The organism is Psychrobacillus sp. FSL K6-4615, assembly GCF_038008225.1.
GTDB lineage: Bacteria > Bacillota > Bacilli > Bacillales_A > Planococcaceae > Psychrobacillus > Psychrobacillus psychrotolerans.
The window spans coordinates 3,568,877-3,595,007 of the sequence record NZ_JBBOYQ010000001.1 but is presented as its reverse complement, the minus strand read 5'-3'; the positions used below and the strand labels follow the sequence as shown (position 1 = coordinate 3,595,007).

Genomic DNA, 26,131 nt, shown 5'->3' with positions numbered 1-26,131 from the left:
AATATTATTGTAAGGGTACTGAACAAATTATTCCACTTAGGTGGAACAAAAAATTATAAATATCGTAATTTGAAATTACTGGAAAGGAAAGATGAAACAGAGATGATATGGTATAAAAAATCTAAAGAAGAAGTGTTCCAGGAACTTCATGTTAAAAACGACAAAGGGATCACGGAGCTAGAAGCACAAAAACGATTGCAGCAATACGGCCACAATCGATTAGCTACTAATCGCAAGAAAACTTGGGTAGAGAGAATATTTTCACAGATTAACAATGTTCTAATCTATGTTTTGATAGTTGCTGCTGTCGTTTCTGCTTTTGTTGGCGAAATTGCAGATGCACTTATTATAGGACTGGTCGTAATAATTAATGCTGTTGTGGGAGTTATTCAAGAATCCAAAGCAGAGGATGCACTGGAAGCACTAAAAAATATGGCTACCCCAAAAGCGATTGTGCAAAGAGATGGAGAAATGAAAGAAATAGACTCAGCAGAGGTTGTGCCTGGAGATATTGTGGTGGTAGGGGCAGGTTCTTATATCCCATGTGATATTCGTCTAATAGAGTCTGCTAATTTGAAGGTAGAAGAAGCAACACTCACGGGAGAGTCAGTTCCTGTTGATAAAGATGCATTTGCTCTGTTAGAAAAGGACGAACAGGATATTCCACTTGGAGATCAGCTAAACATGCTATTTATGTCTACGCTTGTAACAGTCGGACGAGGAACAGGAATAGCTGTAGCTACAGGGATGGATACTGAAATTGGTAAAATAGCCGGTATGTTAAATACTACTGTAGATGAGCAAACACCATTACAAAAAAGCCTGGCACAAGTAGGGAAATACCTAGGTATAGGGGCTTTAATTATTTCACTGGTCATGTTTCTAATAGGAATTTTACAGGGGCGAGATTTTCTAGAAATGTTCATGATTGCTGTAAGTTTGGCGGTTGCTGCTATTCCTGAAGGAATGCCTGCCATTGTATCTATTGTTCTTGCAATCGGTGTACAGAGGATGATTAAACAACATGTCATTATTAGAAAATTACCAGCTGTCGAAGCATTGGGTTCAGTAAATGTTATTTGCTCCGACAAAACAGGAACACTCACCCAGAACAAAATGACAGTAACGAAATTCTATGCCGACGGTCAAATACATGCCCTAAAAGATTTTCAGTTAGAAAACGATATACAAAATCTATTGATGAAAATCTTTGTATTATGTAATGATGCTACATATACAAAAGATGCAGAAACTGGTGATCCCACTGAAATAGCATTAGTGGCAGCAGCAGTTCAAAATAATCTAGATAAAGATTTACTAGAAAAAGAGTACCCACGTATTCATGAAATTCCATTCGACTCGAACCGGAAGTTAATGACTACAGTGCATATACATGAAAATGAATATTACCGCATGACAAAGGGTGCAATAGATAGATTATTAAATCATTGTAATCAAATAATGACTGAAGAAGGTGTCATGCCCTTAACCGAGAAAATAAAGGCAGAAATTATCTCTGCTTCACATACCATGTCACAGTCTGCACTTCGTGTATTAGCTGCGGCCTACCAAGTGGAGGGACATAAAGGACTAGTAGGGTCTGAAGAGGATTTAATATTTGTAGGTTTTGTGGGAATGATGGACCCACCCAGATTAGAAGTGAAGGAATCTATTGAAGTGTGTAAAAAAGCTGGTATTCGAACAGTGATGATAACTGGAGACCATAGAGATACTGCTTTTGCCATTGCTCGTGAGTTAGGTATTGCCAAGCAAGAATCAGAAGTAATGGAAGGTATTGAGCTGGATAGCATAACAGACGAAGAAATAAAGACTGCATGTAATAAAACAAACGTTTTTGCAAGAGTATCACCTGAACATAAGGTGAAAATTGTGCAAGCGTTAAAGTCTGCCGGTCATACTGTTTCAATGACAGGAGATGGTGTGAATGATGCGCCGTCCCTTAAAGAAGCAGACATTGGAGTTGCAATGGGAATAACAGGAACTGATGTAGCAAAAGGTGCGTCAGATATGATATTGACCGATGATAACTTTGCCTCTATCGTGAAAGCGGTAGAGGAAGGTAGAAATATATATAAAAATATAAAAAAATCGGTTATCTTTTTAATTTCCTGTAATTTAGGTGAAATTATTGCGCTGTTTTTTGCTATTGTGGCTGGATGGCCAACCCCACTCCGTTCCATTCATATTCTTTGGGTGAACTTAGTGACAGACACATTCCCAGCATTGGCACTTGGTGTAGATCCAGAGGAACCAGGTGTCATGAAGGAAAAACCGAGGAGACAAAAAGAGGGACTTTTTCATGGAATGCTACCATTTTTAATATTGAACGGATTGTTAATCGGTATAATTACCCTTGTAGCTTTTATGATTGGTTTAAATGGCGTAACATCGGGTGTTCCCGAGAATGTATTAATGCATGCACAGACAATGGCATTTATTACACTTAGTTTTTCACAGTTAATCCATTCGCTGAACTTTAGATCTATGAACCAATCTGTATTTAAAGTAGGTATATTCAAAAATAAGTTCTTGTTAGCTTCTATTCTAGTTGGCGTAATTATTCAAGTCCTGATAGTTTCGGTTGGACCATTAGCTAAATTGTTTAGCGTTCAATCATTGGGTTCGATGGATTGGCTAATTGTCATTGCACTTAGCTTGCTGCCATTAATCATTAATGAGTTGGTTAAATTGTTTAAAAAGTAGAGGGGGGAAAATAATTGCAAAAGACAATAGGGCTTGTAGTCGGAATCGCTTTAGTACTATTAATAGGAGTATTTTATGTACTTAGTAATAATCAGAAACAAGTCGAAAAGGAAGATGTGAAACAACTGTCTGTAGAAACTCATAATTTCAATAAAGTACTTGCATATGAAAATGATTATATGGGCAATAACTCTAACATTACAAATCTATTTAATAAACTTCCACTTTCTAATTATAAGTACACGGTAGAGTTGGAGCCAGATACATTCACAGCCGCTATAAATTACAACACGAGTAGCGACGAAAAAGCAGTTATATATAATACAACAGCTGCTTTTGTATTGATAAAAAATTTAGAAGTAATAGATATGCGTTTTTCAGACCGATCCTATGTGATTACCAGAGAGAATGTGGAGCAATGGTTTGGAGATGATTTTGAGAGTTTAATAGATCCGAGCATATTTAAAGATAAAGTTCAAAACGCTCTAATGGAAAGTACAACAACCAATTGGATTGATCAATATACAAAGTAGGGGTGTTTTATTATGGGAATTCTAACAGAACAATTAAAAAAGAGACAAACAGAAAACCAATTTTCAGGATCTATTGTTGTAAAACAAGGTGATTTGTTACAGCTTCAAGAAAGTTTTGGCTATGCAAATCGTACAGATGCAGTACTAAATGAGAAGCATACACGTTTTGGGATTGCTTCGGGTTGTAAATTATTTACTGCAGTTGCGATTGCTCAGCTTGTAGAAGCTGGAAAACTAAGATTTGATAGCCTTTTAAAAGAAATCTTAGATACTTCTTTTCCACATTTTCATGAAGGCATAACAGTCCATCATCTTTTAACGCATACTTCGGGTATTCCAGACTATTTTGATGAGGAAATAATGGATGACTTTGAAGAGTTATGGATAAGTACTCCGATGTATCATATCCGCCGTTTGCATGATTTTTTACCCTTTTTTCAAAGCGAGAAGCAAAGATTTATACCCGGTGAAAAGTTCTATTATAATAATGCGGGATATATAGTACTTGGTTTAATAGTAGAAAAATTGACTGGAATGCTTTTCATAGACTATGTTCAACGAAATATTATGGACAAAGTAGGGATGTGCAATTCGGGTTATTTTGCCTTAGATGCATTACCTACTAAAACAGCGATTGGTTATATAGATCACGAAGACGGCACATGGAAAACGAATATGTATTCTATTCCGATACAAGGAGGATCAGATGGTGGAGGATTTGTCACTGCTGATGATATGGTGTTATTTTGGGAAGCACTAATACAAGATAAATTATTGAATGATAAGGCAATATTAATGACCCCACATATTCAAGAGGAATCTAATAGTTATTATGGGTATGGTATTTGGATAGAAAAAAAAGAAAATCAAATCTATAAGTATCATGTAATGGGATATGATCCAGGAGTGAGTTTTCACTCGGCTTATTACCCACATAATAACGTTATTATAGCTATATGCTCCAACAAATCTAAAGGAGCATATGCAATGATGCTAGAATTAGAAAAATCGTTCTAAAATAATATTGGATTTACTTCTTTTTTCGACTTTGTTGTTTTTTAAAAAGTTTATAAGCCAAGTAAAGCATGCTAATTCCCAAGACAAAAGACAATATAGAATACAGCACTTCATTTATATTTCTACCGAATATTAATAGTAAAAGATATAAAGGAACTAAAATATAAATAAATTTTTCTGGATTTAGACGCATTTTTTCACTCCTAAACTTGGTAGTTGCTAAGCATTATTATATCAATAATAATGAAAATGGATTATTATCTAGAAAAAATGATAAACTATAAGTACGGAGGTGGACTTTTTGAAAATAACATCCTACGAAGTTGATAAGTTAAACGATCCAACAGGAATTATAACAGGCGATCGTTATGAATTCTTACTTGGATTAGAAGTACCTGAAGACGATGAACTTTTTGATGAAAATAATTCATTAGACTTACGTGTTATTCTAGTCGTAGAAGAAACAGAAGCGCGTATTGTACAATACCATTTCTTAAATCGAAGTAACGGTAAAGTATTAGATTTTGGTTTAGAAGACGAAGAAGAAGCAGTCGTTCTTGCTTTTTGTAAAGAACATTATAACAGTAAATAAAAACCGAGAAGCGAATTAAATCGCTTCTTGGTTTTTATTTTTAGCCTGTTTTCTCAAAGTTTGTTGTTTAAACTGGTAGGAAAAACCAATCGTAAATGGTGATATTTTTATTTAAGAAAGGAGAGGTACACTTGAAGAAAAACAACTACAAATCATGATCACAATAGTTGGAAGTCTAGCTATACTAACGATTGGCGGTTTAGTGTTTAATCAAATTCATAAAAATTATCAAGCAAATGAACTTATTATAGAAAAGTGTTTTAGAACTTTGATAAAGTAGAAGCAGTAATGGTGGAGAAGGACGGCTTTTGGGCTACAGTTACTTGTGAAAAAAATAGCATTTTTAGACCTTGGTCTTCTATATGTACTCCTTATTATGTCAACCAACATTCAATTCGATTTATGACATGCTGAATACTTTTCCCTCGACTTAACCCCCATTATTTCTAAGTTCTAATAGTAGAGTCCAGAAATGACTACACGAAAACAACTTACTATTAAATAGACTGGAATAAATATTCTCATTCCTTTGCTCCACGTTAACAGAGTATGTAACTAATTCTTAATCAGAATCACCTGTTTAAATAGAATTCTACTAATAATAGTTGTATGAGTTTAATTCTTATCGAAATTGAGGTAAACTGATGGAGAAGATTTACTATAAAAGGTGGCTGTTTGATGGAGATTACAAATTTATTGAAGCATATACCTGTTTTAGAAACTAAAAATGCTGGACCAATAAAAGTAACAGGACTTGCTTATAATTCACGCAAAGTGGAAAAAGGACAAGTATTTGTATGTATAAAAGGATTCAAAGTAGATGGACATCAATTTGCAGGACAAGCTGTTGAGAATGGTGCCGTTGCTCTAGTAGTAGAGGACTTTATCGATGGAATTGAGTTACCGCAATATAAAGTGGAAAATGGGCGTGTGGCTCTAGCTACTCTTGCAGATGCTTTCTATAATCACCCGACACGGAAGTTGAAGACTATAGGGATTACAGCGACTAATGGGAAGACTTCTACTTCGTTTATGACGAATGCCATATTAGAAAACCATGGCTTTAAAACAGGGCTAATGGGGACAGTTGTAGTAAAAATTGGGGACTATGCCGAGCCTTCTGAATTAACAACGCCAGAATCTCTTGATTTACAACGTTTTTATGCACAAATGGTGGAGGAGAATGTCAGTCATGCAACAATGGAAGTTTCCTCTTCTGCATTGGAATTAAATCGTGTAGGCTGTGTAGACTTTGATATTGTTACATTGAATAATATTAGTCGTGAGCATATCGACTTGCATTCTTCGTTTGAAAACTATTTTCATCATAAGTCTAGTCTCATTCGAAATGCTGGTGCTGATAAAGTAGCTATTTTAAACTTGGATGATTCTTATTCTGCTTCACTTATGAACAAAACGAAAGCAAAAGTTATTACCATTGGTGTTGAAGATCAATCTGCAGATGTTATCTGTACCAATTTAGACCTATCAACAGGAAGAGCCAAATTCACGGTGGAAATTCAACAAGATCTAGTAACGCAGGATCTTGTAATACCTCAGCAAAAATTTACAATTGAACTTTCAACTCCAGGTTTTCACTCTGTATATAATTCAATGGTCAGTATTGTGATTGCACTATTATGTGAAGTGCCAGTAGCTACTATCCAAAAAAGTTTGGCAGAGTTTGTAGGCGTAGAGCGTCGTTTTGAAATTATTTTTGAAGATGATTTTAAAATTATTGATGACCACTTTGCAAACAGTGGAAACATTGACATCACGCTTGGAACTTTAGAAAAAATGGACTTTGAACGTATTAAGCTTGTTTATGCTATTCGTGGAGATCGTGGAGTGACAGTGAATAGAGAGAATGCAGAGACTATTGCTAAATGGGCACCTAAACTTGGTATACATGAAGTGATTGCGACATTAAGTCGTTCCCATGTGACTCAAAAGGATGTAGTTTCGGAGAGTGAGCTTGAAGTATTCCTCGAAGTTATGGAAGAAGCGGGTATCAAAGTACAACTTTACGCAGAGTTGCCTGAAGCTATTAAACATGGTCTTTACGATGTTACGGATGGGGACTTACTGTTATTAGCAGGTTGCCAAGGAATGGATTATGGAGCAAAACTTGCACTTGAACAACTAGAAGTCATTCGTCCGAATGTCGATAAAAAGAAATTATTCCAACCGCTCGAAAAACGTGTAGCGGGAAACACATAATATGAAAAAAGCAGTTCCATTTTGTTTGCAGTGACCTAAAAAAATGAGACAAATAAAAACACCTTTCGTTGAAAAGCGGGTATACATTACCTAACTTATCAATACGGAGGTGTTTTTTCTATGGGAACAAGAATCAGTTATCCAGTGGAAGTAAAAATGAAGGCCATTGAAATGCGATTGGCTGGGGTGCCGGTAAAAGAAGTAATGGAAGAGTTAAACATTCGGAACAAAACACAATTGGAAACATGGTTGCGGTGGCATCGAAATGGAGAAACCCACCGTCTCCATCAACCAGTCGGTAAACAATATACCTTCGGTAAAGGACCGGAATATGGTAGTGAAACTGCCAAACTACAAGCAGAGAATCGTTTTTTGAAACAGCAGATTGAAGTTTTAAAAAAGTACAAGGAATTGGAAAGGAAGTGGCGCCAGCAGTAGTAATTCAATTAGTGGAAGGCTTAAAGGATATCATGCCAGTTGGTGAAATCTGTCGCCACCTTGGTGTAGGTCGCTCGTCTTACTATCGATGGAGAAAGCAGGCGGGTCAACTCACACAAAAGGAGATTCGAGATCTGCAGATCGGAGACATGTGCAAAAAACATAAGTTCCGATATGGTTATCGAAAGATAACTGCTTTGTATCCAGGTATTGGGGAAAAAACCGTGCAGCGTATTATGCAAAAATATGGATGGCAATGTAAGGTCAAAGTCAAGAGACGTAAGAAAACTGGTCAACCTGCCTATATCGCTGATAACTTATTGGCTCGTGACTTCACGGCAACTAAGCCACTGGAAAGGCTTGTAACAGATATCACCTACTTGCCTTTTGGTCAGACGATGTTGTATCTTTCCAGTATTAAAGATCTCTTTAACGGTGAAATTATCGCCTATACGATTGGCTTGAATCAAGATACAACCCTTGTATTAGATACACTTCACCAGTTACCCGAAGTACCAAAAGGATGTATTCTGCATAGCGACCAAGGATCCGTTTATACGTCGTATGCTTATCAAAAAGCAGTCAAAGGAAAAGGAATTACCATGAGCATGTCCCGCAAAGGCACGCCAGCTGATAATTCCCCCATCGAAACGTTCCATTCCACGCTAAAGTCTGAAACGTTTTACCTTGAAGATATTTACCACACGACTAATGCGCGTGTGATAAATATAGTCAAAGAATACATTATTTATTATAACAATATCCGTATTCAAACGAAACTAAACAGCCAATCACCGGTTCAATACCGTCAATTGGCTGCATAATTAGGTGTTTTATTCTTGTCTCATAAAAGGTAGTCAGTGCCGTTGGAGCTGCTTTTTTCATGAGTATAAATTTATCATTCTATATGCCATGTTAACCCTCTGCTGCTGCACTATTACCGTTTTGGTGAATAGTTAAGCGTCTGAAAGAGCTCTGTTTTTTCAGTAGGTGTTAGTTCTCTCCATTCTCCTATAGGAAGACCTTCAATAGATATGTTCATGATTCGTATTCGTTGTAATCTTTTCACTGAAAACCCTAATGCGGAACACATTCTACGAATTTGACGATTTAAGCCTTGGGTCAAGATAATGTTAAAGGTTTTTGGTCCAATTTTCTTTACTTTACATGGCAATGTTGTTGTTCCTAGAATATTTACACCGGCAGCCATTTTTTCTATAAATGTGTCGGTGATTTTTTCATTGACTGTCACAATATACTCTTTATCGTGGCTGTTTTCTGCACGAAGAATTTCATTTACAATATCACCGTCATTTGTCAGAAGTATTAAACCGTCGGAATCTTTATCTAATCGCCCAATATGGAAAATACGAAGTGGATGATTAACGAAGTCGACAATATTACCTTTTATATGAGTTTCTGTAGTGCTAGTAATACCTACAGGTTTATTTAATACTAGATAAACGAGTGGTTGCTCCACAACAATTTGTTTGCCATCAACTCGAACATCATCGCCCGCTTCAACCTTACTACCGAGTTCTGCAGTTTTTCCGTTAATCACTACTCTTCCATCAGTAATCCACTTGTCGGCACCGCGTCTAGAAGTAATCCCTGCCTCACTTAGAAATTTATTAATTCGCATTATAGACACCTACTTTTCTTGATGCATTAATTATAACAAAAGTTGAAACTAAATTAGAGTAATAGCGTAAATTAGAAAAGGAGTGATTGGTATGACAGTTGAACAAAGATTAGAGCAAACATTTAATGCACTGAAAAAAACATTAGGTTGGTCTGTAGATAAACGTATAACTTTGTCACTTGCAGGGTATTATGTAACTTTAGAAAAAGAATTTGATGAAAATAGATATAAAGAAGTGTCTAGTCATTTGAAAAAAAGAGCTGGAATCTTTTCTGCTTTACGCTCACATTTACATCCTCTTTTTGTAGCAACTCTAGATGTATCAGGAGCAGATCCGGAACAAGCAGTAAATCTGTATATGGAAAAAGCAGATGCTTTAAAACAGTTTGGTATTAAAATGAATAGCTATACTTATTTAGCTGCACTTATGATGTCAGATCAAAAAGAGCAGTGGCCATTTGAATTGAAGATGGCACAAAAGTTAATGGATGATATGAAGACGTATCATCGTTTTTTAACCTCTACAGATGACTACCCTTATGCAATGTTTCTAGGGAAGATGGAAGGTGATACTGCAGTTCGAGCGGAAACGATGAATCGCTATTATAAAGAACTAAAGCAACATAAATTTTACACAGGGAATGAACTACAATGGATGTCACAGGTTCTCACGTACTCTAACCCTGAATATGAAGAAAATATGGTGAATAGGGCAGTTATTATCCGCAATGGTTTGAAAAGCGTCAAAATAAAAACATCCGCAGCACAATATCCGATTATTGGATTTATGGCAGCTTTAAAATTAGATGAAGAACAACTGAACGAGGTTGTTACAACCTATGAATCCATTGCAAGTACGAAATTATTTTCATGGTACAAAGACTCGGCTCTTCCCATTGCTTTCGGATTATCTTTAAGATCCTCTAAAGAAGCTTATGCAAGTGCCGCAATTTCCATGGCAACTTCTCTAGAGCTTATTTTACAAGCACAGCAAGCAATTATGATTTCGACTATGGCAGCAACAAGCGCTGCAGCAGCAAATTCTGGCTCAAATTGATGAACATGCTATACTAAACATATACTATTTAGATTAGAGGAGTTAGGAATAATGAACACGAATCCAATGAGTCAATCAAGAACTATTCAAACACATTTAATATTGCCACCAGATACAAATCACCACGAAACAATTTTTGGAGGAAGAGTACTTGCTTTTATCGACGAAATTGCAGCGATATGTTCTATGAAACATGCACAAGGGGCTGTAGTGACAGCTTCTATAGATTCTGTTGACTTCCTTTCATCTGCTAAAGTAGGGGATGTATTAGAGCTAGAAGCAGTTGTTTCTTCTACAGGTCGTTCTTCCATGGAAGTTTATGTTCAAGTAACGTCCATGAACCTACTTACAGGGGAAGAAAAACTAACAACAGAGTCTTACGTAACAATGGTTGCGGTTGACGACAATGGGAAACCTGTACCTGTTAAGGGCATACATCCAGAAACAGAAGAGGAAAAACGTCTATTTGAAACGGGACCTGCTAGACGCGCTCATCGTAAGCAACGCCTAGAAATGAAATACTAAAAGAGTAGGAAGTGGCTCAAGTGCTAAAAGAAATTGATGACCTTTACAAATATTTGATGGTTATATTGCTTGTCATATATTTGATCAATTCAATTTATCTTCAAGAAGTTACTATCACTTTCACAGCAATTATACTCGTAATCCTCTTGGAATTTAGTAAGCATCGGCATCATATTAAACAACTAACTTATTCGCAACTATCTATTATCGGTATCGTATTACTAGCAGGTATTGCAAGTATCATTTATCTGTTAGTAACGATACAAATATTCTTAGAGCCCATAGGTCTTCCGGAAAAAATGGAGAGTGCTCTGTTCTTTGTATGTATAGTAATTGGGATATATATTTTATGGTATTTTATCGGTAAGCTATTTGGAAGAGCGTTGGAAAAACAATGAAAAACTGTAAGTGCATTGCTTAAAGCAGTGTGTTTACAGTTTTTTTGTTCGGTATTTTGATGGAACTATTTTGATAATTCTTCGTAAAGACTATTAGAGGTGAGAAACTTGAAACATATTTATGAAAAATCTGCTCAATATACAAAATTCGCATCAATAAGCTTAGTAGGAATATACATAGTTTTGCTTATAGTTTTCAAAGATGTTATGTGGCAAGACTTTGAAACTCATTTTGCTGTTGGCTTTACATTACTTGTTTTATATAGCTCTTCTTTTTTGTTTCAACATGCTGCAGAAAAATTGCCTAAAGAGAAAAAAGTGGATAGCAATTATTACTCAGCTAGTTTTCCGATTCAGGAACTTAATTTCCAACGAGACGTTTCGTTAATTCCTCAGACTTATTTAGTCTCCGGTACAGGCGAACGGTTATATAAAATAAGTCCTACTGAAGAACAGCCCTTTCGAAGGAAACTATCCACATTTAGTATTTTCAAAATGGGAATGTTCTTCCCAGTCACTTATCAATTATTAACAATGGATGAGAAGGTAGTGTCTACGTTCACCATTTACAATAAGCTTAGATTTATGAAAATAAAGGTGCTAGATCATAGTCGTCTACACATAACTACTATTGTTATGCCACTAATTTCTTTAAAAAATAGAGCTATAATATTTGATGCAAATAACGAAAAACTACTTCAAATGGAAGCGAAAAGTGTATATGGAGACATTGACGTTGATGATTTAGGTGGTCAAAGATTAGCAACATATCGGTTTGGAATTTTTCCATATGCTACGCATCCTGCATTTGAAGTCCAAGCAATGAATGTCCATGTCTCTCTTGCGCATAATTTAACGCACACAGAAAAACTAACTTTTACTGCATTGTTTTACTATTGGACAGCCAATCAATAAAAACGAGCAAATTCATCTAGAATTTACTCGTTTTTTTAAAAGAAAATAGATGCTCTATACTCAATATGTGCCCAGGAAGTATATAAAAATGTAACGTGAACAATGAGTTAGGGTGACTTAAAAGAATGAATAATACTGCTGATTTCCGTTTCAGGTGGCCGCTTTCCGCGGGCATTGCCTTAGCCTCCTCGTTACGCTGCGAGGTCTTCACCTAACGCTTTTTCCGCTGGAGTCGCCAAAATGTGTAGTACTTAACTTTAAGATATTGCAGCCTTTCGCTTAGATGATATGAGTCGCCCAAGCTAATATAGTGATAAAATTGTCTGTTGAATTAGGGATACTACTCTGTAATACTTTTCTCTAAACTTACTTACCTAGTTCTAAGAGTTGCAGAAGGGCGACGGGCAGATAAAGCCATAAGATTACTGAAAAAAAGTGATATTGGTTGTGACCAAATCACAACCAATATCACTAAAAATTCAATCGGTAATCATATAGCAAGACATTTGTCCAAAGTCCCTCGAAAACGAAAGAAACAGTTTTGACCTTCAAGGGATGGGCGCCTTTATACCTGGATTCTCTTATATTAATCTTTAAACAGATTAAACCACCCTTTGTATTTGAACCAACTAAGCATAGAGAAAGCGATGAGGACCATAGCACCTAGTACTACGAAATAACTATATTTCCACTCAAGTTCAGGCATGTTTGCAAAGTTCATACCATATACTCCAACAATGAACGTTAAGGGTATAAAAACAGTTGATACAATCGTTAAGATCATCATGATACGGTTCATCCTACTAGAGTTTATCGACATATGACTATCACGTATATCAGCTGTCAGCTCTCGATTAGATTCAATCATTTCCGTCAGTCTTATTAAATGATCATAAATATCTGCAAAGTAGGTGTGTTCCGTTTGCTGTAAATTCATTCGTTCTGAATTTAATATTCTATAAAGTAAATCTCGCATAGGAATAACTGTACGTCTTAAACGTAACAAATCTCCTCGTAGATCAAACACTGAATCCATAGAAAAATGGCGCATATCATAAGATAACTTGTCCTCTACAGCATTTAAATAGCCTTCAATTTTATAGACAATCGGAAAATAGGCATCCACTACTTTATCGATGATATTATAAGTTGCATGGATAGCACCTCTATCCCAGCCCTGTGAATTTTGTCTAATACGCTCCCGTGCTTGCTCCATTTCATGCATCGGATGGAAATGAAATGACACTACATAGTCTTGACCAACAAATATGTCTAACTCTTCCGCTTCTAAGGTTTCCTCATTGAAAGAATGTAAAACAAAGAAGTTATAACCATCATAATAGTCCACTTTAGGACGCTGTAGCCTTTGTAAGCAATCCTCAATTGCCAGTGGATGAAAACGAAAGAAAGAACTAAGCAAATGTTCTTCTTCTTTAGTTGGCTCGGCAATGTCAATCCAGTACCATTCAAACTTTCTCCGTTTTATATCTTCTATAGGAAAGTCATTTACTATTTCATGATCGGTCGTTATGCCAATCGTATGGATCATACATACCCCTCTTTTCATCACTATCTCTTTTCATATTATCTCATAGTCTTCATATTATTAATGTACCTAAAAAACAGAGGAAATGAAAAGAAAATTATGATGCTTCCACCATTAAAAAAAGTATATTCTAAATAAAAAGAAAATAATGGTTGACTTAGGTAATTTCTATTTGTATACTAGGTATTAATCAAATAAAACAAATTTCTTATCAAGAGAGGTGGAGGGACTTGGCCCTATGATACCTCAGCAACAGGCAAAAATTTGTACTGTGCTAATTCCAGAAGCGTTATGCTTGAAGATAAGAAGAGACTAATTCACCGATGACGTGTAAACCTCTTCTTGTTTCTAAGAAGGGGTTTTATTTGATTTTAACTATAAAAAATAGGGGGAGAAATCAATATGTCATCGGAATTACTAAAAGCATTCAACACATTGAAGGAAAAGCAGTGGGTAGATTTAACACACACATTTGGAGCTAATTCACCACATTTCGCCGCTTTTAAAGCAGCTGAAATCGACACATTGTTTAATCATGATGATGGATTCTTTGCACAAAGCTTTCAATTTGCAGGACAGTACGGCACACATATAGATGCACCTATACATTTTGTAAGGGATACGCGTTACTTAGAAGAACTCGAATTGAAAGAATTGGTATTACCATTAGTCGTCATTGATCAGTCAAAGGAAGCGGCTGAAGATAATGATTTTACTTTATCGGTGGATGACATTTTCACATTTGAAAAAGCTCACGGAAAAATCGAAGAAGGCTCATTTGTCGCTCTTAGAACCGATTGGAGTAAACGTTGGCCAGACGAAAAGGAATTTAACAATAAGGATGCAGCGGGTAATAATCACGCGCCGGGTTGGGGATTAGAAGCTTTAAAGTTTTTATTTCAAGAACGAAAGATTAAAGCTATAGGACACGAAACATTCGACACGGATTCAAGTGCGGACTATCTAAAAAACGGCGGATTACACGGAGAATATTATGTGCTTGAACAAGACACTTACCAAATAGAATTATTGACGAACTTAGATAAGCTCCCTGCAACAGGAGCCATTATTTTCAATATCGTCCCGAAGCCAGAAAAAGCCTCTGGATTCCCAGTTCGATCATTTGCAATCTTACCATAAAAGGAGCGAGATAAATGGACAGTTCAAACAGCTATTCAAGCACCATTTCGAGAGGGCCATGTAGGAAGTTTGTTAAGACCAGAAAGTTTACTGGCGGGCTTTAGACTTCTTTGAACACAGAAGCAACTCAATATGTTCTACTTGAGCAGTTGAGTATTAGTCCGCATTGCAGATTTGCTTCTACACATCATGGTAATAAGCTGACAGAAGAACAGCGTTATAAAAAGTTAAAATACATTGTTGATATTTCTAGAGAAGTTTGGAGATAATCCGTGTAAGATCTCGACTACTTTCCATACTCATTTGTAGAATACTGTAGCTGAGTAAAAATATAACTTTCTTTTTCGGATCTCATTTGATAATGAGAAAGAAAGTAAAGGTTTAAACATAAATGAAATGCCAAGGGAATAAACCCTTGGCATTTCATTTGTTTTCATTATTTTCTTTCTGCTTTTAAAGCCTTAAACAGTGAAATAATCATAAGCAACATTATGAATGAAAATGGTAAGGCGGCAATAATAATTGTATTTTGTAATGCCGCTAATCCATTAACGGATAACAAAATAATAGCGATTACGGATAATGTGATTCCCCAAGCGAGCTTCACTCTGTTCGGTGGAGTCAGTGACCCGTTGGTCGACTGCATACCAAGAACGAAAGTGGCCGAATCTGCCGAAGTAATGAAAAAGGAAGCAATTAATAACACCGCAAAAACAGAAATACCTGTAGAGAAAGGCATCACATGGAACATTTCAAAAATAGTCAATTCAGTAGATGCTTGTGCTAAATCAGCAATGCCTCTCTTCTGAAAGTCAATGGCTGTTGTACCAAAAGCTGAAAACCAAAATGTTCCCAGTAAAGTAGGTGCTACAAGAACACCTGTAACAAACTCCCGTATTGTGCGACCTTTAGATACTCGAGCAATGAACATACTAACGAATGGTGCCCATGAGATCCACCAAGCCCAATAGAAGATAGTCCAATTGTCTAGCCACTCTCGATTATGACCATTCAATGGGGATGTACGAAAACTCATTTGTACAATATTCCCTAAATAACCTCCGAAAGAATCTGTAAACATATCTAAAATCAGTAAAGTAGGTCCCATAATAATGATAAAACCAAGTAAAGCAAGAGCTAATAGTAAATTCATATTGGACAAATATTTTATCCCTTTACTTAATCCTGACCAAGCAGATGCTACAAAGAGGACGGTGACAATCGCTATAATGATAATTTGAGACGTAATGCCAATTTTGAAGCCAAATAAGTAATTTAAGCCGGCATTAATTTGAACAGCACCGAATCCAAGAGAAGTAGCAACGCCAAATGCTGTGGCAAAGACAGCGAGCACATCTACGAGAGTACCCCATGGGCCTTCCATTCTTTTGCCGAAAATTGGTTTCAAAGTGGAAGAGATTAAGCCTGGTTCCCCCTTACGGAATTGGAAGAATGCAAGAGATAATGCAACAACTCCATACATAGCCCAAACATGGAATCCCCAATGGAAGTAGGTTTGACGAAGGGATTCTTTAAAAGCTGCACTCGTACCTGGTTCAGCTGTAGCAGGATCGATGGCAAAATGGGACAAGGGTTCAGCTGCCCCATAAAAGACAAGCCCAATTCCCATACCAGCAGAAAATAACATAGAAATCCAAGTAATAGTTGAAAATTGTGGACGATCTGAATCTTTTCCCAGTCGGATTTTTCCATAGGGACTAAAGATGAAGAAGATGCTTAATATTAACATTAGCGTCATAAGTAACATATAGTACCAACCAAATGATGAAGCAACGAAAGTTTTAATAGTACTAGTAATAGCTTCAAAACTTTCCGGGGCTAAAGCACCGTATCCAACAGCTAAAACTATTAAACCAATCGTTATATAAAATACCTTTGATAATTTTTTCATGTTTTCCCTCTCTCGCGTTTTTAGCTTAAACGCTTAACTATACTAATAAAATATTATAGAATCAACCAAAATACTTATATTTATTCCTTATAGTATTTCCATTTTAGCTGAGATTGAAACTTCTTCTTTCGCAATAAAGCCTATCAAGCTGTTTTTATTTTTACTTAATGGGGATGTTTGTCTAGTTAGTTTCTTCTCCTCTTGCATTTACTAATAGTAGTGCAAGAAGGAGGTGAATTAACAATGAATCAACATCGACAACCCTGTTCCTGTAATTCCTGTCACCAAACGCAGTGGCACCAACCAGCTGCGCAACCAGTTGTTTGTCCCCCGCAATACCGAGTACGCGATTCGTTCTTACCAAGAATGCAACCAGTTATCCATCCAATAGTAAATGTGAATAGAGAGCATATTGTAAACGTCCCTCAGCACTTTTACACAGTTACTAACCAAAATGTAATGGCACCCGGCAGCCAACAGGCATTTCCTATGCAACAACAAGGACAGTTCCAACAACAACCTTTTGGTCAACCATATGGACAACAGTTTGGGCAACAACAATCAGGACAACAACAGTTTTTCCCAGGTCAGAATAGATAATTCATCTATATTCTAGTTTTCGTATGTTTTTTAGAAAACAGGAGCAAATGCCTTTAGTAAAAGTGCATTTGCTTTTTTTAATTAGAATTATAAAAAATCATGGTATTAATATCTATGTATTTAGATGTATTGTAATATTCAGTATATTTTGATAAAGTTTATAATTATTTCGGTTTCTAAAAGAAAGAGAAAAGTAGAAAGATATGGGGGAATAATATGAAGCTATTTTTATCGGTCGATATGGAAGGAATAACAGGTTTGCCAGATTACACGTTTGTAGAGTCCAACAAGCATAATTACGAACGGGCGAGACGTATAATGACTCAAGAAGCAAATGCCATTGTGGAAGGTGCTTTATCAAAAGGTATAAAAGAAGTACTAGTCAATGACAGTCACTCTAAAATGAATAATCTCCTGGTAGAAGAATTACATCCAGATGCTTCCTTAATCACAGGGGATTTTAAGCCTTATTCAATGGTGCATGCACTAGATGAAACGTATTTAGGAGCTGTTTTTGCAGGTTATCATTCACGGGCTGGACAACCCGGTGTAATGAGTCACTCGATGATATTTGGGGTTCGTAATATGTACATAAATGAAGTAGTAGTTGGAGAACTTGGATTAAATGCATTTGTAGCAGGATATTATGGTGTGCCAGTTATTATGGTGGCAGGAGATGACGGTGCGTGTAGTGAAGCGGAGGACCTTCTACCTGGCGTAGTGACTGCAGTGGTGAAGGAGTCTATTTCTCGTTCAGCTGTTAAGACGTTACATCCTTTAAAATCACAGGCCTTGCTTAGAGAGAAAGTAGTGGAGGCTATAGAAAAACGAGATCAAATTAAGCCTCTAACTCCTCCCGAAAAACCAGTATTAAGAATTGAATTTGTAAACTATGGTCAAGCGGAGTGGGCAGCTTTAATGCCAGGTTGTGAAATTATAAAAGGTACTACAGTGGTGGAGTTTAAAGCGAAAGATATTTTAGAAGCATATCGAGCAATGCTTGTTATGGTGGAATTAGCGTTACAAGCTAAATTCTGTTAAGGGGGCTTTTGAATGGGAAAATATATTGTTAAGCGTTTTATCATGATGATTGCGACAATTCTCATCATTGCTACATTAACCTTCGTATTGATGCACTTAATACCCGGTTCTCCATTTGAGGGAGAGCGGACGACTAATCCTACCATTCAAGCAAACTTAGAAAAATTTTATAAACTAGACGAACCCCTTCATATTCAATATTTAAGTTATTTAAAATCCATTGTCACATTTGACTTTGGGCCCTCTATTAAAAAGCCGAATGAATCCGTAAATGAATTGTTAGCGCGGGGATTCCCGATTTCCTTTGAACTTGGGATGGCTACTATTTTAGTAGCTTTGCTTTCAGGGATCATACTGGGTACGATTGCTGCACTTCGACATAATGGCCTGGTAGACTACTTCGCCATGACATTTGCAGTAGTTGGTATATCTGTACCTAACTTCGTACTTGCAACATTACTTATTCAACAACTTGCTGTGACCTGGGACTTGCTACCGGCAGCAACCTGGTCTAGTCCGTTACATATGATATTGCCTATAATAGCCCTTGCAACGGGACCCACCGCTATTATTGCTCGCTTAACTAGATCTAGTATGTTAGAGGTGCTTACACAAGATTATATTAAAATGGCCCGTGCTAAAGGATTATCTCCCGTACGGATAATTGTTCGCCATGCATTAAGAAATGCACTTATGCCAGTTGTAACAATTTTAGGGACGATGCTTGCTGGAATACTAACAGGTACTTTTGTAATCGAGCGTATTTTTGCCATTCCAGGTATGGGGAAATATTTCGTGGAGAGTATTAATAATCGAGATTACCCCGTAATCATGGGTACAACTGTGTTTTATAGCGCATTTCTAGTGTTCATGCTATTCATTGTAGATATTGTCTACGGATTACTGGACCCACGTATAAAATTACATCGAAAAGAAGGGGATGCCTAATGACAAATTCACAAGAAGTAGTGTCCCCACAGCATGTAAAAGATGAGTGGTTTCAACCTCTACCAAAGAAGCATGGAGGAGCAGAAACGGTTGTAAGACCCTCATTATCCTACTGGAAAGATGCTTGGCGTCGATTACGAAAAAATAAATTGGCAATGGGTGGATTAATTTTTCTCATTTTATTGATGCTTTTCGCTATATTTGGTCCTATCTTTTCTCCATATTCGGTTACCGCTACTGATTACCCTAACCAAAACCAACCTCCATCCGCTGCTCATTGGTTTGGTACCGACGAAGCAGGAAGAGATGTGTTTACAAGAACCTGGTATGGCGCCCGTATTTCTATATTTGTAGGAGTAATGGCTGCGCTTATCGATTTCTTTATTGGCATTATTTACGGTGGTATTAGTGGTTATAAAGGTGGACGTACGGATTCCATTATGATGCGAATAGTAGAAGTACTTTATGGATTACCCCATTTGTTAGTTGTTATTTTGTTAATGGTTATCATGGGGGCAAGTTTAACGACAATCATAGTAGCTCTTACTGTTACAGGATGGGTAGGAATGGCGCGTATTGTTCGAGGACAGGTACTACAAATAAAAAACTATGAGTTTGTAACAGCCTCCAAATCGTTTGGTGCTAAGAGCTCTAGAATTATCCGGAAAAATTTATTGCCGAATACAATGGGTCCTATTATAGTTCAAATGACTCTTACAGTTCCAAGTGCAATCTTTGCGGAAGCTTTTCTAAGTTTTTTAGGCTTAGGGATAGCAGCTCCATTTGCAAGTTGGGGTGTTATGGCAAATGATGCACTTCCTGTTATATTATCTGGTCATTGGTGGCGCTTATTCTTCCCAGCATTGTTTATTTCTTTAACGATGTTCGCCTTTAATGTGCTAGGGGACGGACTTCAGGATGCGCTAGATCCGAAGCTTAGGAGGTAGATTGGATGAATGAACAACAGTTAGATATTGCGAAGGAACACGTAAAACAGCGAGTTAATGAAGTAGATAAATCACTTCCAGTAGGTACCTCTGAAACGCAAAGGAATAGAAAGAAAACAAAGAAGGTAAGGTCAGATGTAAAAGTACTTCAGGTAAATAATCTCCAAGTTTCTTTTCGAACGTATGGTGGAGAGGTAGAAGCTGTTAGGGGGGTTAGTTTCGATCTTCATCAAGGGGAGACACTGGCTATAGTAGGGGAATCAGGATGTGGAAAAAGTGTTACTTCTAATGCCATTATGGGGTTAATACCGGAGCCTGCCGGGATTATTAAGAATGGTAGTGTTCTTTTTAAAGGGAAAGAGTTGACGGGGATGTCGAAGCCACAACTGCGGAAAATTCAAGGGGTAGACATATCGATGATTTTCCAAGATCCTATGACAGCACTAAACCCAACGCTCACGATTGGGGAGCAATTAACAGAAGGGCTTCGAACGCATAAAAAAGTAAGTAAACAAGAGGCGAAACAAAAAGCGATAGAAATGTTGGAACTGGTGGGAATTCCCAATCCTAAAGAGCGCTTAAAGCAATTTCCTCATCAATTTTCAGGAGGAATGCGACAAAGAATTGTGATTGCTATTGCGCTCATATGTGAGCCGGAGCTCCTAATTGCGGATGAACCAACTACCGCACTAGATGTAACGATCCAAGCACAAATATTAGAACTCTTTGAAGAGATTCAACAGAAAACGAATATTTCCATTATATTAATTACTCATGACCTAGGAGTCGTTGCGAAAATAGCTGATCGAATTGCCGTAATGTATGCCGGAAAAGTAGTAGAAATTGGGGATAAACGTGCAATATTTTACACACCGGAGCATCCATATACAAAAGGGCTTTTAAATTCAGTTCCTCGTCTGGACTTGGTTGAGGAAGAATTACAACCAATTGAAGGGACGCCACCAGATTTATTTTCACCACCTAAAGGATGTCCTTTCACGGCAAGATGTCCGTATGCAATGGAAGTATGTGATCATGTTTATCCTTTTACGACAACGATATCTGAATCACATGCGGTTGATTGTTGGCTTCAGGACGAACGTGCAAAAGTATTACAAGAGTTATCTTAAAATAGGATGAGCGCGCTTAAGTGCATTCACATATATATTACAAAGGGGGAACTAAGATGAAGAAATGGTTAATGTTATTTGTAGTAGCATTATTTGTCCTTGTGTTAAGTGCTTGTACAGCCACGAAAGATGCGGGTGAAAAAAAGGAAACTAATACAGGAAACGAAGGAGAAGAGAAGGAAACTGCAGTAGAAACTGAAACAGAAAAAATACTCAAATTAAATAATGGAAATGAACCAACATCATTTGATCCATCTGTAGGATTTGATGCGGTTTCTTGGAATGCATTGAATAATCTAATGGAAGGACTTGTACGGCTATCAAAGGACCATGTAGCAGAACCTGCAACAGCTGAAAAAATTGATGTTACAGAAGATGGTCTAACCTATACATTTACAATTCGCGACGATGCGAAATGGTCTAATGGTGAGCCTGTATTAGCAAGTGATTTCGTTTATGGTTGGTTGCATATGTTAAATCCGGAAACAGCTTCCCCAGCAGCATTTTTAGCGTATTTCATTGATGGAGCAGAAGCCTATAATAGTGGGGAGGGCGCAGCTGAGGACGTTGCTATTAAAGCGGTAGAGGAAAAAGTATTTGAAGTGAAATTAAATGCTCCAACAGAAGCATTCTTAAACATCATTACTAACCCAAGTTTCTTCCCAGTAAATGAAAAAGTGGCTACTGAGAATGCAACCTGGTATACAGAAGCAGATACATTCGTAGGAAATGGCCCGTTCAAGTTAACAGCATGGGTGCATGATGTAAGCTTTACATTTGCAAAAAATGAAAATTATTGGGATGCCGATACTGTAAAGCTGGATAAAGTGGAATGGGCTATGGTTGATGATTCCAATACCGAATACCAAATGTATGAAACAGAGGAATTAGATGTATCTGGTGTACCAGCAGAATTGGCAGATCAGTTATTGGATTCTCCTGAATTGAAAAATGAAGATCAAGCAGGGTTATATTTCTACCGTTTCAACGTATCACAAGAACCTTTTACAAATAAAAAAATCCGTCAAGCTTTTGGTTTAGCGGTTGATCAACAAGAAATCGTAGAGTTTGTAACGAAAAATGGCGAAAAACCAGCAGAGGGCTTTGTTCCTTATGGATTTGTAGGGCCTGATGGTAAGGAGTTCAGAGAAACAGCTGGTAAACTGGTAGGCTTTGATGCAGAAAAAGCAAAATCACTTTTAGCTGAAGGTATGAAAGAAGAGGGTTACACAGAGTTACCTGAAGTAACGTTAACTTATTCTACAAGTGATACTCATAAGAAAATAGCGGAAGCACTGCAAAGTAAATTTAAAGAAGTTTTAGGAGTAGATGTAGTATTACAAAATGTAGAAGCAAGTGTGTTTGCGACTGAGCAAAAAGAGTTTAAATACCAATTGTCTCGCTCTTCCTTCTTATTTGACTATGCAGATCCAGTGAATGCTTTAGAAAGCTTCATCACAGGTTCCTCTATGAATCGTACTACTTGGTCAGATGCAAAATTTGATAAACTAATCGCTGATATAAAAAATGAAACAGACGAAGCAAAACGTTGGGAAATGCTTATTCAAGCAGACGCGTTATTAATGGACGAAATGCCAATTTTCCCAGTACATTATTACAACCAAGTAACACTTGAAAAACCAACAATCTCAGGAATCGTAAGACATCCAGTTGGATATATGGACTTAAAGTGGGCTGACAAAGAATAGTTGCCAGAAAAGCCCTAGCAACCATGAGAAAGCTGCGGTGCCTCATTTGGTACCGCCCTTTTCTTTCCTATTAGATATGTTAAAATTTGCAGTGAGTTGGTTTATTAAGGCTTCATTATAAAGGAGAAATTACATATGAAAATCCGTCCAAAACGATTGCAAAAAGGAGATACTATCGGTATTATTGCTCCTTCAAGTCCACCGAATCTAGAGAACTTAAAGGGCTCTTTTGCTTTTTTAGAGGAGCTTGGCTTATCTTATCAATTAGGAAAAAGTCTAGAAAATGTACATGGCTACTTAGCTGGCACTGATGAGGAACGTTTAGAAGATTTACATGAGATGTTCGCTAACCCAAATATTGCAGGCATTATTTGTGCGGGTGGAGGCTATGGTTCTGCACGTTACACAGATCAAATCGATTTTCAATTGATGCATGAGAATCCAAAGGTTTTTTGGGGTTACTCTGATATAACTTTTCTACATACAGGTATGAATCTATATTCGGATATCGTCACCTTCCATGGACCAATGTTAGCTTCAGATGTGGGAAAAGATACGTTCTCCGAGCTATCCCGAAAAATGTTTCAGCAGTTGTTTAATCCAATGGAGCTATTTTATACTGAAGCAATCTCTCCATTGACACAAGTTTCTCCAGGTATCGTAAGAGGGGAACTTACAGGAGGAAATTTATCATTACTTGCTAATGGTGTAGGTACAAAATATGAGGTAGATACAAAAGGAAAACTTCTCCTGATAGAAGATGTAGGGGAAGAGCCTTACAAAGTAGATGGTATGCTAAACCAACTACGCCAAGCTGGTATTTTAGATGCGGCAGCTGGGTTTGTCATTGGGGATTTTAGTGTTGCAGAACCTAAAAAAAGGCCGGTTACTTTGTCTTTAGACGAAGTGTTTGATCACTACATTGGAAAATTAGGTAAGCCTGCAGTGAAAGGATTTAAAATAGGACATTGCGAGCCTCATTTTGCCGTCCCACTTGGAATGGAAGCAGAATTGGATGCGAATAACTTATCTCTAACTATATTACCTGGAGTTGAATAAGGAGGAGACGAGATTGTATATAAAATCAATTGAAACCTTTGATGTGGCAGTCCCTCTAACTAAACCATTTAAAACTGCTCTACGAACTGTGACGACGGCTTACTCAGTGTATGTAACTATTACGACGAGTGATGGCATAGTAGGTCATGGAGAGGCTCCACCGACACATGTAATTACAGGCGAGTCGATGGACAGTATTCGATACGCTATTAACGAGATAATTGCACCTCAATTGATTGGTATGAACATTTTACAAAGTGAGCAGATATTCCAGAAACTAAACACAACCTTAGTCAGAAATACAAGTGCTAAAGCGGCATTAGACATGGCCATATATGACATACTTGCTAAGCATGCAGGTCTTCCTTTATATCAATTTCTTGGAGGTTATCGGAAAAGACTAGAAACCGATTTTACAGTTAGTGTGAATGACCCTAGCGAGATGGCAGATGATGCAGAACAGTATATAAAGGATGGATTTAAAGTTCTAAAGGTCAAGGTAGGTACTGGTGAGATAAAAGATGATATCCAACGCATTCGTGCTATTCGAGATCGTGTGGGAATGACGCCAAAGTTAAGGCTCGATGCTAACCAGGGATGGAATGCTAAAGAGGCCGTAAAAGCAATTAGCTTAATGGAGGATACAGGACTATCAATTGAATTTGTAGAACAGCCAGTTCCTGCTTGGGATCTCGAAGGGCTAAAGTATGTTACCGATCACACATATACTCCAATTATGGCGGATGAAAGTGTTTTTTCTGTGCAGGATGCTAAACAAGTTCTAAAAATGCGAGCTGCTGATTTGATAAATATAAAACTGATGAAATCGGGTGGTATTTATCACGCCCAAAAAATAAATACACTTGCAGAGGCAAGTGGGGTGAAATGTATGGTAGGCAGCATGATTGAAACGAAATTGGGAATCACAGCGGCTGCTCATTTTGCAGCTAGCCAGCCGAATATTCGATATTTTGACTTTGACGCACCGTTAATGCTAAAAAAAGATTTAATAGTCGGTGGCGTTATCTATGATAAGAGTGATATGACCTTCTCCAACGAACCAGGATTAGGGATTGTTCATGTGAATTTGGATTAGGAGGCAAAAAGATGCCAGTTGAAAAGAAAGAATGGGTTTGTGCTGTAAAGGTGGGAACTATTTGGACTGAACCAAACTCTGCCAGGGAGATAGATATTCCCGCGATCTCAAATCCTGTGTTATTGGTGGAATGGCTTGAGGCACTACCGTATAAAGAAAGGTTAGCTTTATGTGATGAAAATCGTGTGCAAACGCAGCTACTTTACGGAGAACCAGTGCTTGTGGAGGAGATAGTAGGGGAATGGGCAAAAGTTGTTGCCATTTGGCAGCCCTCTAAAAAAGATAGTCGTGGTTATCCAGGTTGGATCCCGCTTTCGCAAATACAACCTACAAAGCAAGTGGATGCCAAGGGTTCCGCCAGAGTTTCTTCTGCAAAAGTACAGCTCTGGGATTTACAACATAATCCGCTACTCGTTTTAGCCTTTAATACTATTCTACCGATAATCTCAGAGGATGAAGTATTTTATACCGTTCTTACGCCACACGGCAAAGCGTTATTATCGAAAGTACATGCCCAATTTGCATCTTCAGTGGATCAGATTCCGAAGAGGTCTGCAGAGGAAGCGGTGGCTTTAGGGGAAAATTATTTAGATTTACCATATCTATGGGGGGGCATGTCTCCATATGGCTATGATTGTTCGGGTTTTTCGTACAATATGTTGAAGGCTTGTGGTTATATAATTCCTCGAGATGCAAGTGACCAGGCTAAATCGGGAGAAGAAATTTCTATACAAGACCCTTTGCTTTGGAAAAAAGGGGATTTACTATTTTTTGCGAATGATGAAGGGACGGGAACGGTAAGGCATGTTGGGTTCTATTATGGGAATGGCCAACTATTGCATTCGCATTCAACGGGGAAAACAGTAGAAATTTTAAGGCTAGCAGGATCTGTGTTAGAAAAGGAGATTTGTGCAGTTAGAAGATATGCCGTTTAGGGGGGAT

The 26,131-nt window shown here is 37.4% G+C and carries 23 protein-coding genes, 1 pseudogene and 1 riboswitch; of the genes and pseudogenes, 21 read left to right on the top strand and 3 right to left on the bottom strand.

The genetic code is table 11. From position 1 onward, the window contains the following. Positions 1-102 precede the first annotated feature (102 nt). The 6 genes from MKX53_RS18210 (at position 103) to MKX53_RS18185 (ending at position 8,348) form a co-directional block, all read left to right on the top strand. Complete coding sequence (locus tag MKX53_RS18210) at positions 103-2,724, top strand: cation-translocating P-type ATPase (RefSeq protein ID WP_340913063.1); 2,622 nt, start codon at positions 103-105, stop codon at positions 2,722-2,724. 14 nt (positions 2,725-2,738) lie between these two features. Next, complete coding sequence (locus tag MKX53_RS18205) at positions 2,739-3,257, top strand: DUF4825 domain-containing protein (RefSeq protein ID WP_340913061.1); 519 nt, start codon at positions 2,739-2,741, stop codon at positions 3,255-3,257. A gap of 12 nt (positions 3,258-3,269) precedes the next feature. After that, positions 3,270-4,274 (top strand): serine hydrolase domain-containing protein, encoded by a 1,005-nt coding sequence (locus tag MKX53_RS18200; protein ID WP_340913060.1) that lies wholly within the window; start codon positions 3,270-3,272, stop codon positions 4,272-4,274. A 292-nt stretch (positions 4,275-4,566) separates the two neighbouring features. Then, positions 4,567-4,866: a DUF6509 family protein gene (locus MKX53_RS18195; protein WP_322788095.1), complete on the top strand. Its 300-nt coding sequence runs from the start codon at positions 4,567-4,569 to the stop codon at positions 4,864-4,866. Between the two features lie 678 nt (positions 4,867-5,544). Next, on the top strand, positions 5,545-7,086 hold the full coding sequence (locus tag MKX53_RS18190) for a Mur ligase family protein (protein ID WP_093537920.1): 1,542 nt from the start codon (positions 5,545-5,547) through the stop codon (positions 7,084-7,086). A gap of 120 nt (positions 7,087-7,206) precedes the next feature. Beyond that, positions 7,207-8,348 (top strand): IS3 family transposase gene (locus MKX53_RS18185; RefSeq protein WP_340913058.1). Its coding sequence is split into 2 segments (ribosomal slippage): positions 7,207-7,480 and positions 7,480-8,348, totalling 1,143 coding nucleotides; the frame shifts between segments, so codons are not numbered across the junction. A 113-nt stretch (positions 8,349-8,461) separates the two neighbouring features. Here the strand turns inward: MKX53_RS18185 and rluF are convergent. Next, on the bottom strand, positions 8,462-9,166 hold the full coding sequence (gene rluF, locus MKX53_RS18180; protein ID WP_093537919.1) for a 23S rRNA pseudouridine(2604) synthase RluF: 705 nt from the start codon (positions 9,164-9,166) through the stop codon (positions 8,462-8,464). Positions 9,167-9,257: 91 nt separating this feature from the next. Here rluF and MKX53_RS18175 point away from each other — a divergent pair, with 91 nt between their 5' ends. The 4 genes from MKX53_RS18175 (at position 9,258) to MKX53_RS18160 (ending at position 12,061) form a co-directional block, all read left to right on the top strand. Continuing rightward, a complete protein-coding gene (locus tag MKX53_RS18175; protein WP_340913057.1) occupies positions 9,258-10,223 on the top strand; it encodes a DUF4003 family protein in 966 nt (321 codons plus the stop codon). Positions 10,224-10,274: 51 nt separating this feature from the next. Beyond that, positions 10,275-10,748 (top strand): acyl-CoA thioesterase, encoded by a 474-nt coding sequence (locus tag MKX53_RS18170; protein ID WP_093537917.1) that lies wholly within the window; start codon positions 10,275-10,277, stop codon positions 10,746-10,748. Positions 10,749-10,768: 20 nt separating this feature from the next. Beyond that, the gene (locus MKX53_RS18165; protein ID WP_340913055.1) at positions 10,769-11,146 is read left to right on the top strand and encodes a hypothetical protein; all 378 of its coding nucleotides are present in this window, start codon (positions 10,769-10,771) and stop codon (positions 11,144-11,146) included. A gap of 108 nt (positions 11,147-11,254) precedes the next feature. Beyond that, a complete protein-coding gene (locus MKX53_RS18160; protein ID WP_340913053.1) occupies positions 11,255-12,061 on the top strand; it encodes a hypothetical protein in 807 nt (268 codons plus the stop codon). Between the two features lie 586 nt (positions 12,062-12,647). Here the strand turns inward: MKX53_RS18160 and corA are convergent. Next, a complete protein-coding gene (corA, locus tag MKX53_RS18155; protein WP_340913050.1) occupies positions 12,648-13,610 on the bottom strand; it encodes a magnesium/cobalt transporter CorA in 963 nt (320 codons plus the stop codon). Positions 13,611-13,812: 202 nt separating this feature from the next. Beyond that, positions 13,813-13,915: riboswitch (SAM riboswitch) on the top strand. A gap of 94 nt (positions 13,916-14,009) precedes the next feature. On the opposite strand from corA, the gene MKX53_RS18150 reads away from it, so the two are divergent. Then, positions 14,010-14,747, top strand: coding sequence for a cyclase family protein (locus MKX53_RS18150; RefSeq protein WP_340913047.1), 738 nt, complete (start codon positions 14,010-14,012; stop codon positions 14,745-14,747). 119 nt (positions 14,748-14,866) lie between these two features. Beyond that, positions 14,867-15,016, top strand: a pseudogene (locus tag MKX53_RS18145) (5-methyltetrahydropteroyltriglutamate--homocysteine S-methyltransferase); the annotation flags it as partial. Between the two features lie 167 nt (positions 15,017-15,183). Here the strand turns inward: MKX53_RS18145 and MKX53_RS18140 are convergent. Then, positions 15,184-16,659: a BCCT family transporter gene (locus MKX53_RS18140; RefSeq protein ID WP_340913046.1), complete on the bottom strand. Its 1,476-nt coding sequence runs from the start codon at positions 16,657-16,659 to the stop codon at positions 15,184-15,186. 243 nt (positions 16,660-16,902) lie between these two features. Between MKX53_RS18140 and MKX53_RS18135 the strand changes: the two genes are divergently transcribed. From MKX53_RS18135 to MKX53_RS18095, 9 genes are all read left to right on the top strand, one after another. After that, positions 16,903-17,259: a hypothetical protein gene (locus MKX53_RS18135; protein WP_340913043.1), complete on the top strand. Its 357-nt coding sequence runs from the start codon at positions 16,903-16,905 to the stop codon at positions 17,257-17,259. Between the two features lie 216 nt (positions 17,260-17,475). Continuing rightward, complete coding sequence (locus MKX53_RS18130) at positions 17,476-18,300, top strand: M55 family metallopeptidase (protein ID WP_340913041.1); 825 nt, start codon at positions 17,476-17,478, stop codon at positions 18,298-18,300. Between the two features lie 12 nt (positions 18,301-18,312). Beyond that, positions 18,313-19,248: an ABC transporter permease gene (locus MKX53_RS18125; protein WP_093537902.1), complete on the top strand. Its 936-nt coding sequence runs from the start codon at positions 18,313-18,315 to the stop codon at positions 19,246-19,248. After that, positions 19,248-20,195 carry an ABC transporter permease gene (locus MKX53_RS18120; RefSeq protein ID WP_340764130.1) on the top strand — a complete coding sequence of 316 codons (948 nt, stop codon included), beginning with the start codon at positions 19,248-19,250 and terminating at the stop codon, positions 20,193-20,195. The genes MKX53_RS18125 and MKX53_RS18120 overlap by 1 nt, the downstream gene beginning before the upstream one ends. Positions 20,196-20,200: 5 nt before the next feature. Then, complete coding sequence (locus tag MKX53_RS18115) at positions 20,201-21,325, top strand: ABC transporter ATP-binding protein (protein WP_340771118.1); 1,125 nt, start codon at positions 20,201-20,203, stop codon at positions 21,323-21,325. A 56-nt stretch (positions 21,326-21,381) separates the two neighbouring features. Then, a complete protein-coding gene (locus tag MKX53_RS18110) occupies positions 21,382-23,034 on the top strand; it encodes a peptide ABC transporter substrate-binding protein (RefSeq protein ID WP_340913038.1) in 1,653 nt (550 codons plus the stop codon). A gap of 135 nt (positions 23,035-23,169) precedes the next feature. Continuing rightward, positions 23,170-24,093 (top strand): S66 peptidase family protein, encoded by a 924-nt coding sequence (locus MKX53_RS18105; protein ID WP_340913036.1) that lies wholly within the window; start codon positions 23,170-23,172, stop codon positions 24,091-24,093. A gap of 13 nt (positions 24,094-24,106) precedes the next feature. Beyond that, positions 24,107-25,189 carry a dipeptide epimerase gene (locus MKX53_RS18100; protein ID WP_340913033.1) on the top strand — a complete coding sequence of 361 codons (1,083 nt, stop codon included), beginning with the start codon at positions 24,107-24,109 and terminating at the stop codon, positions 25,187-25,189. Between the two features lie 11 nt (positions 25,190-25,200). Then, positions 25,201-26,124, top strand: coding sequence for a C40 family peptidase (locus tag MKX53_RS18095; RefSeq protein WP_340913031.1), 924 nt, complete (start codon positions 25,201-25,203; stop codon positions 26,122-26,124). The last annotated feature ends 7 nt before the right edge of the window (positions 26,125-26,131 follow it).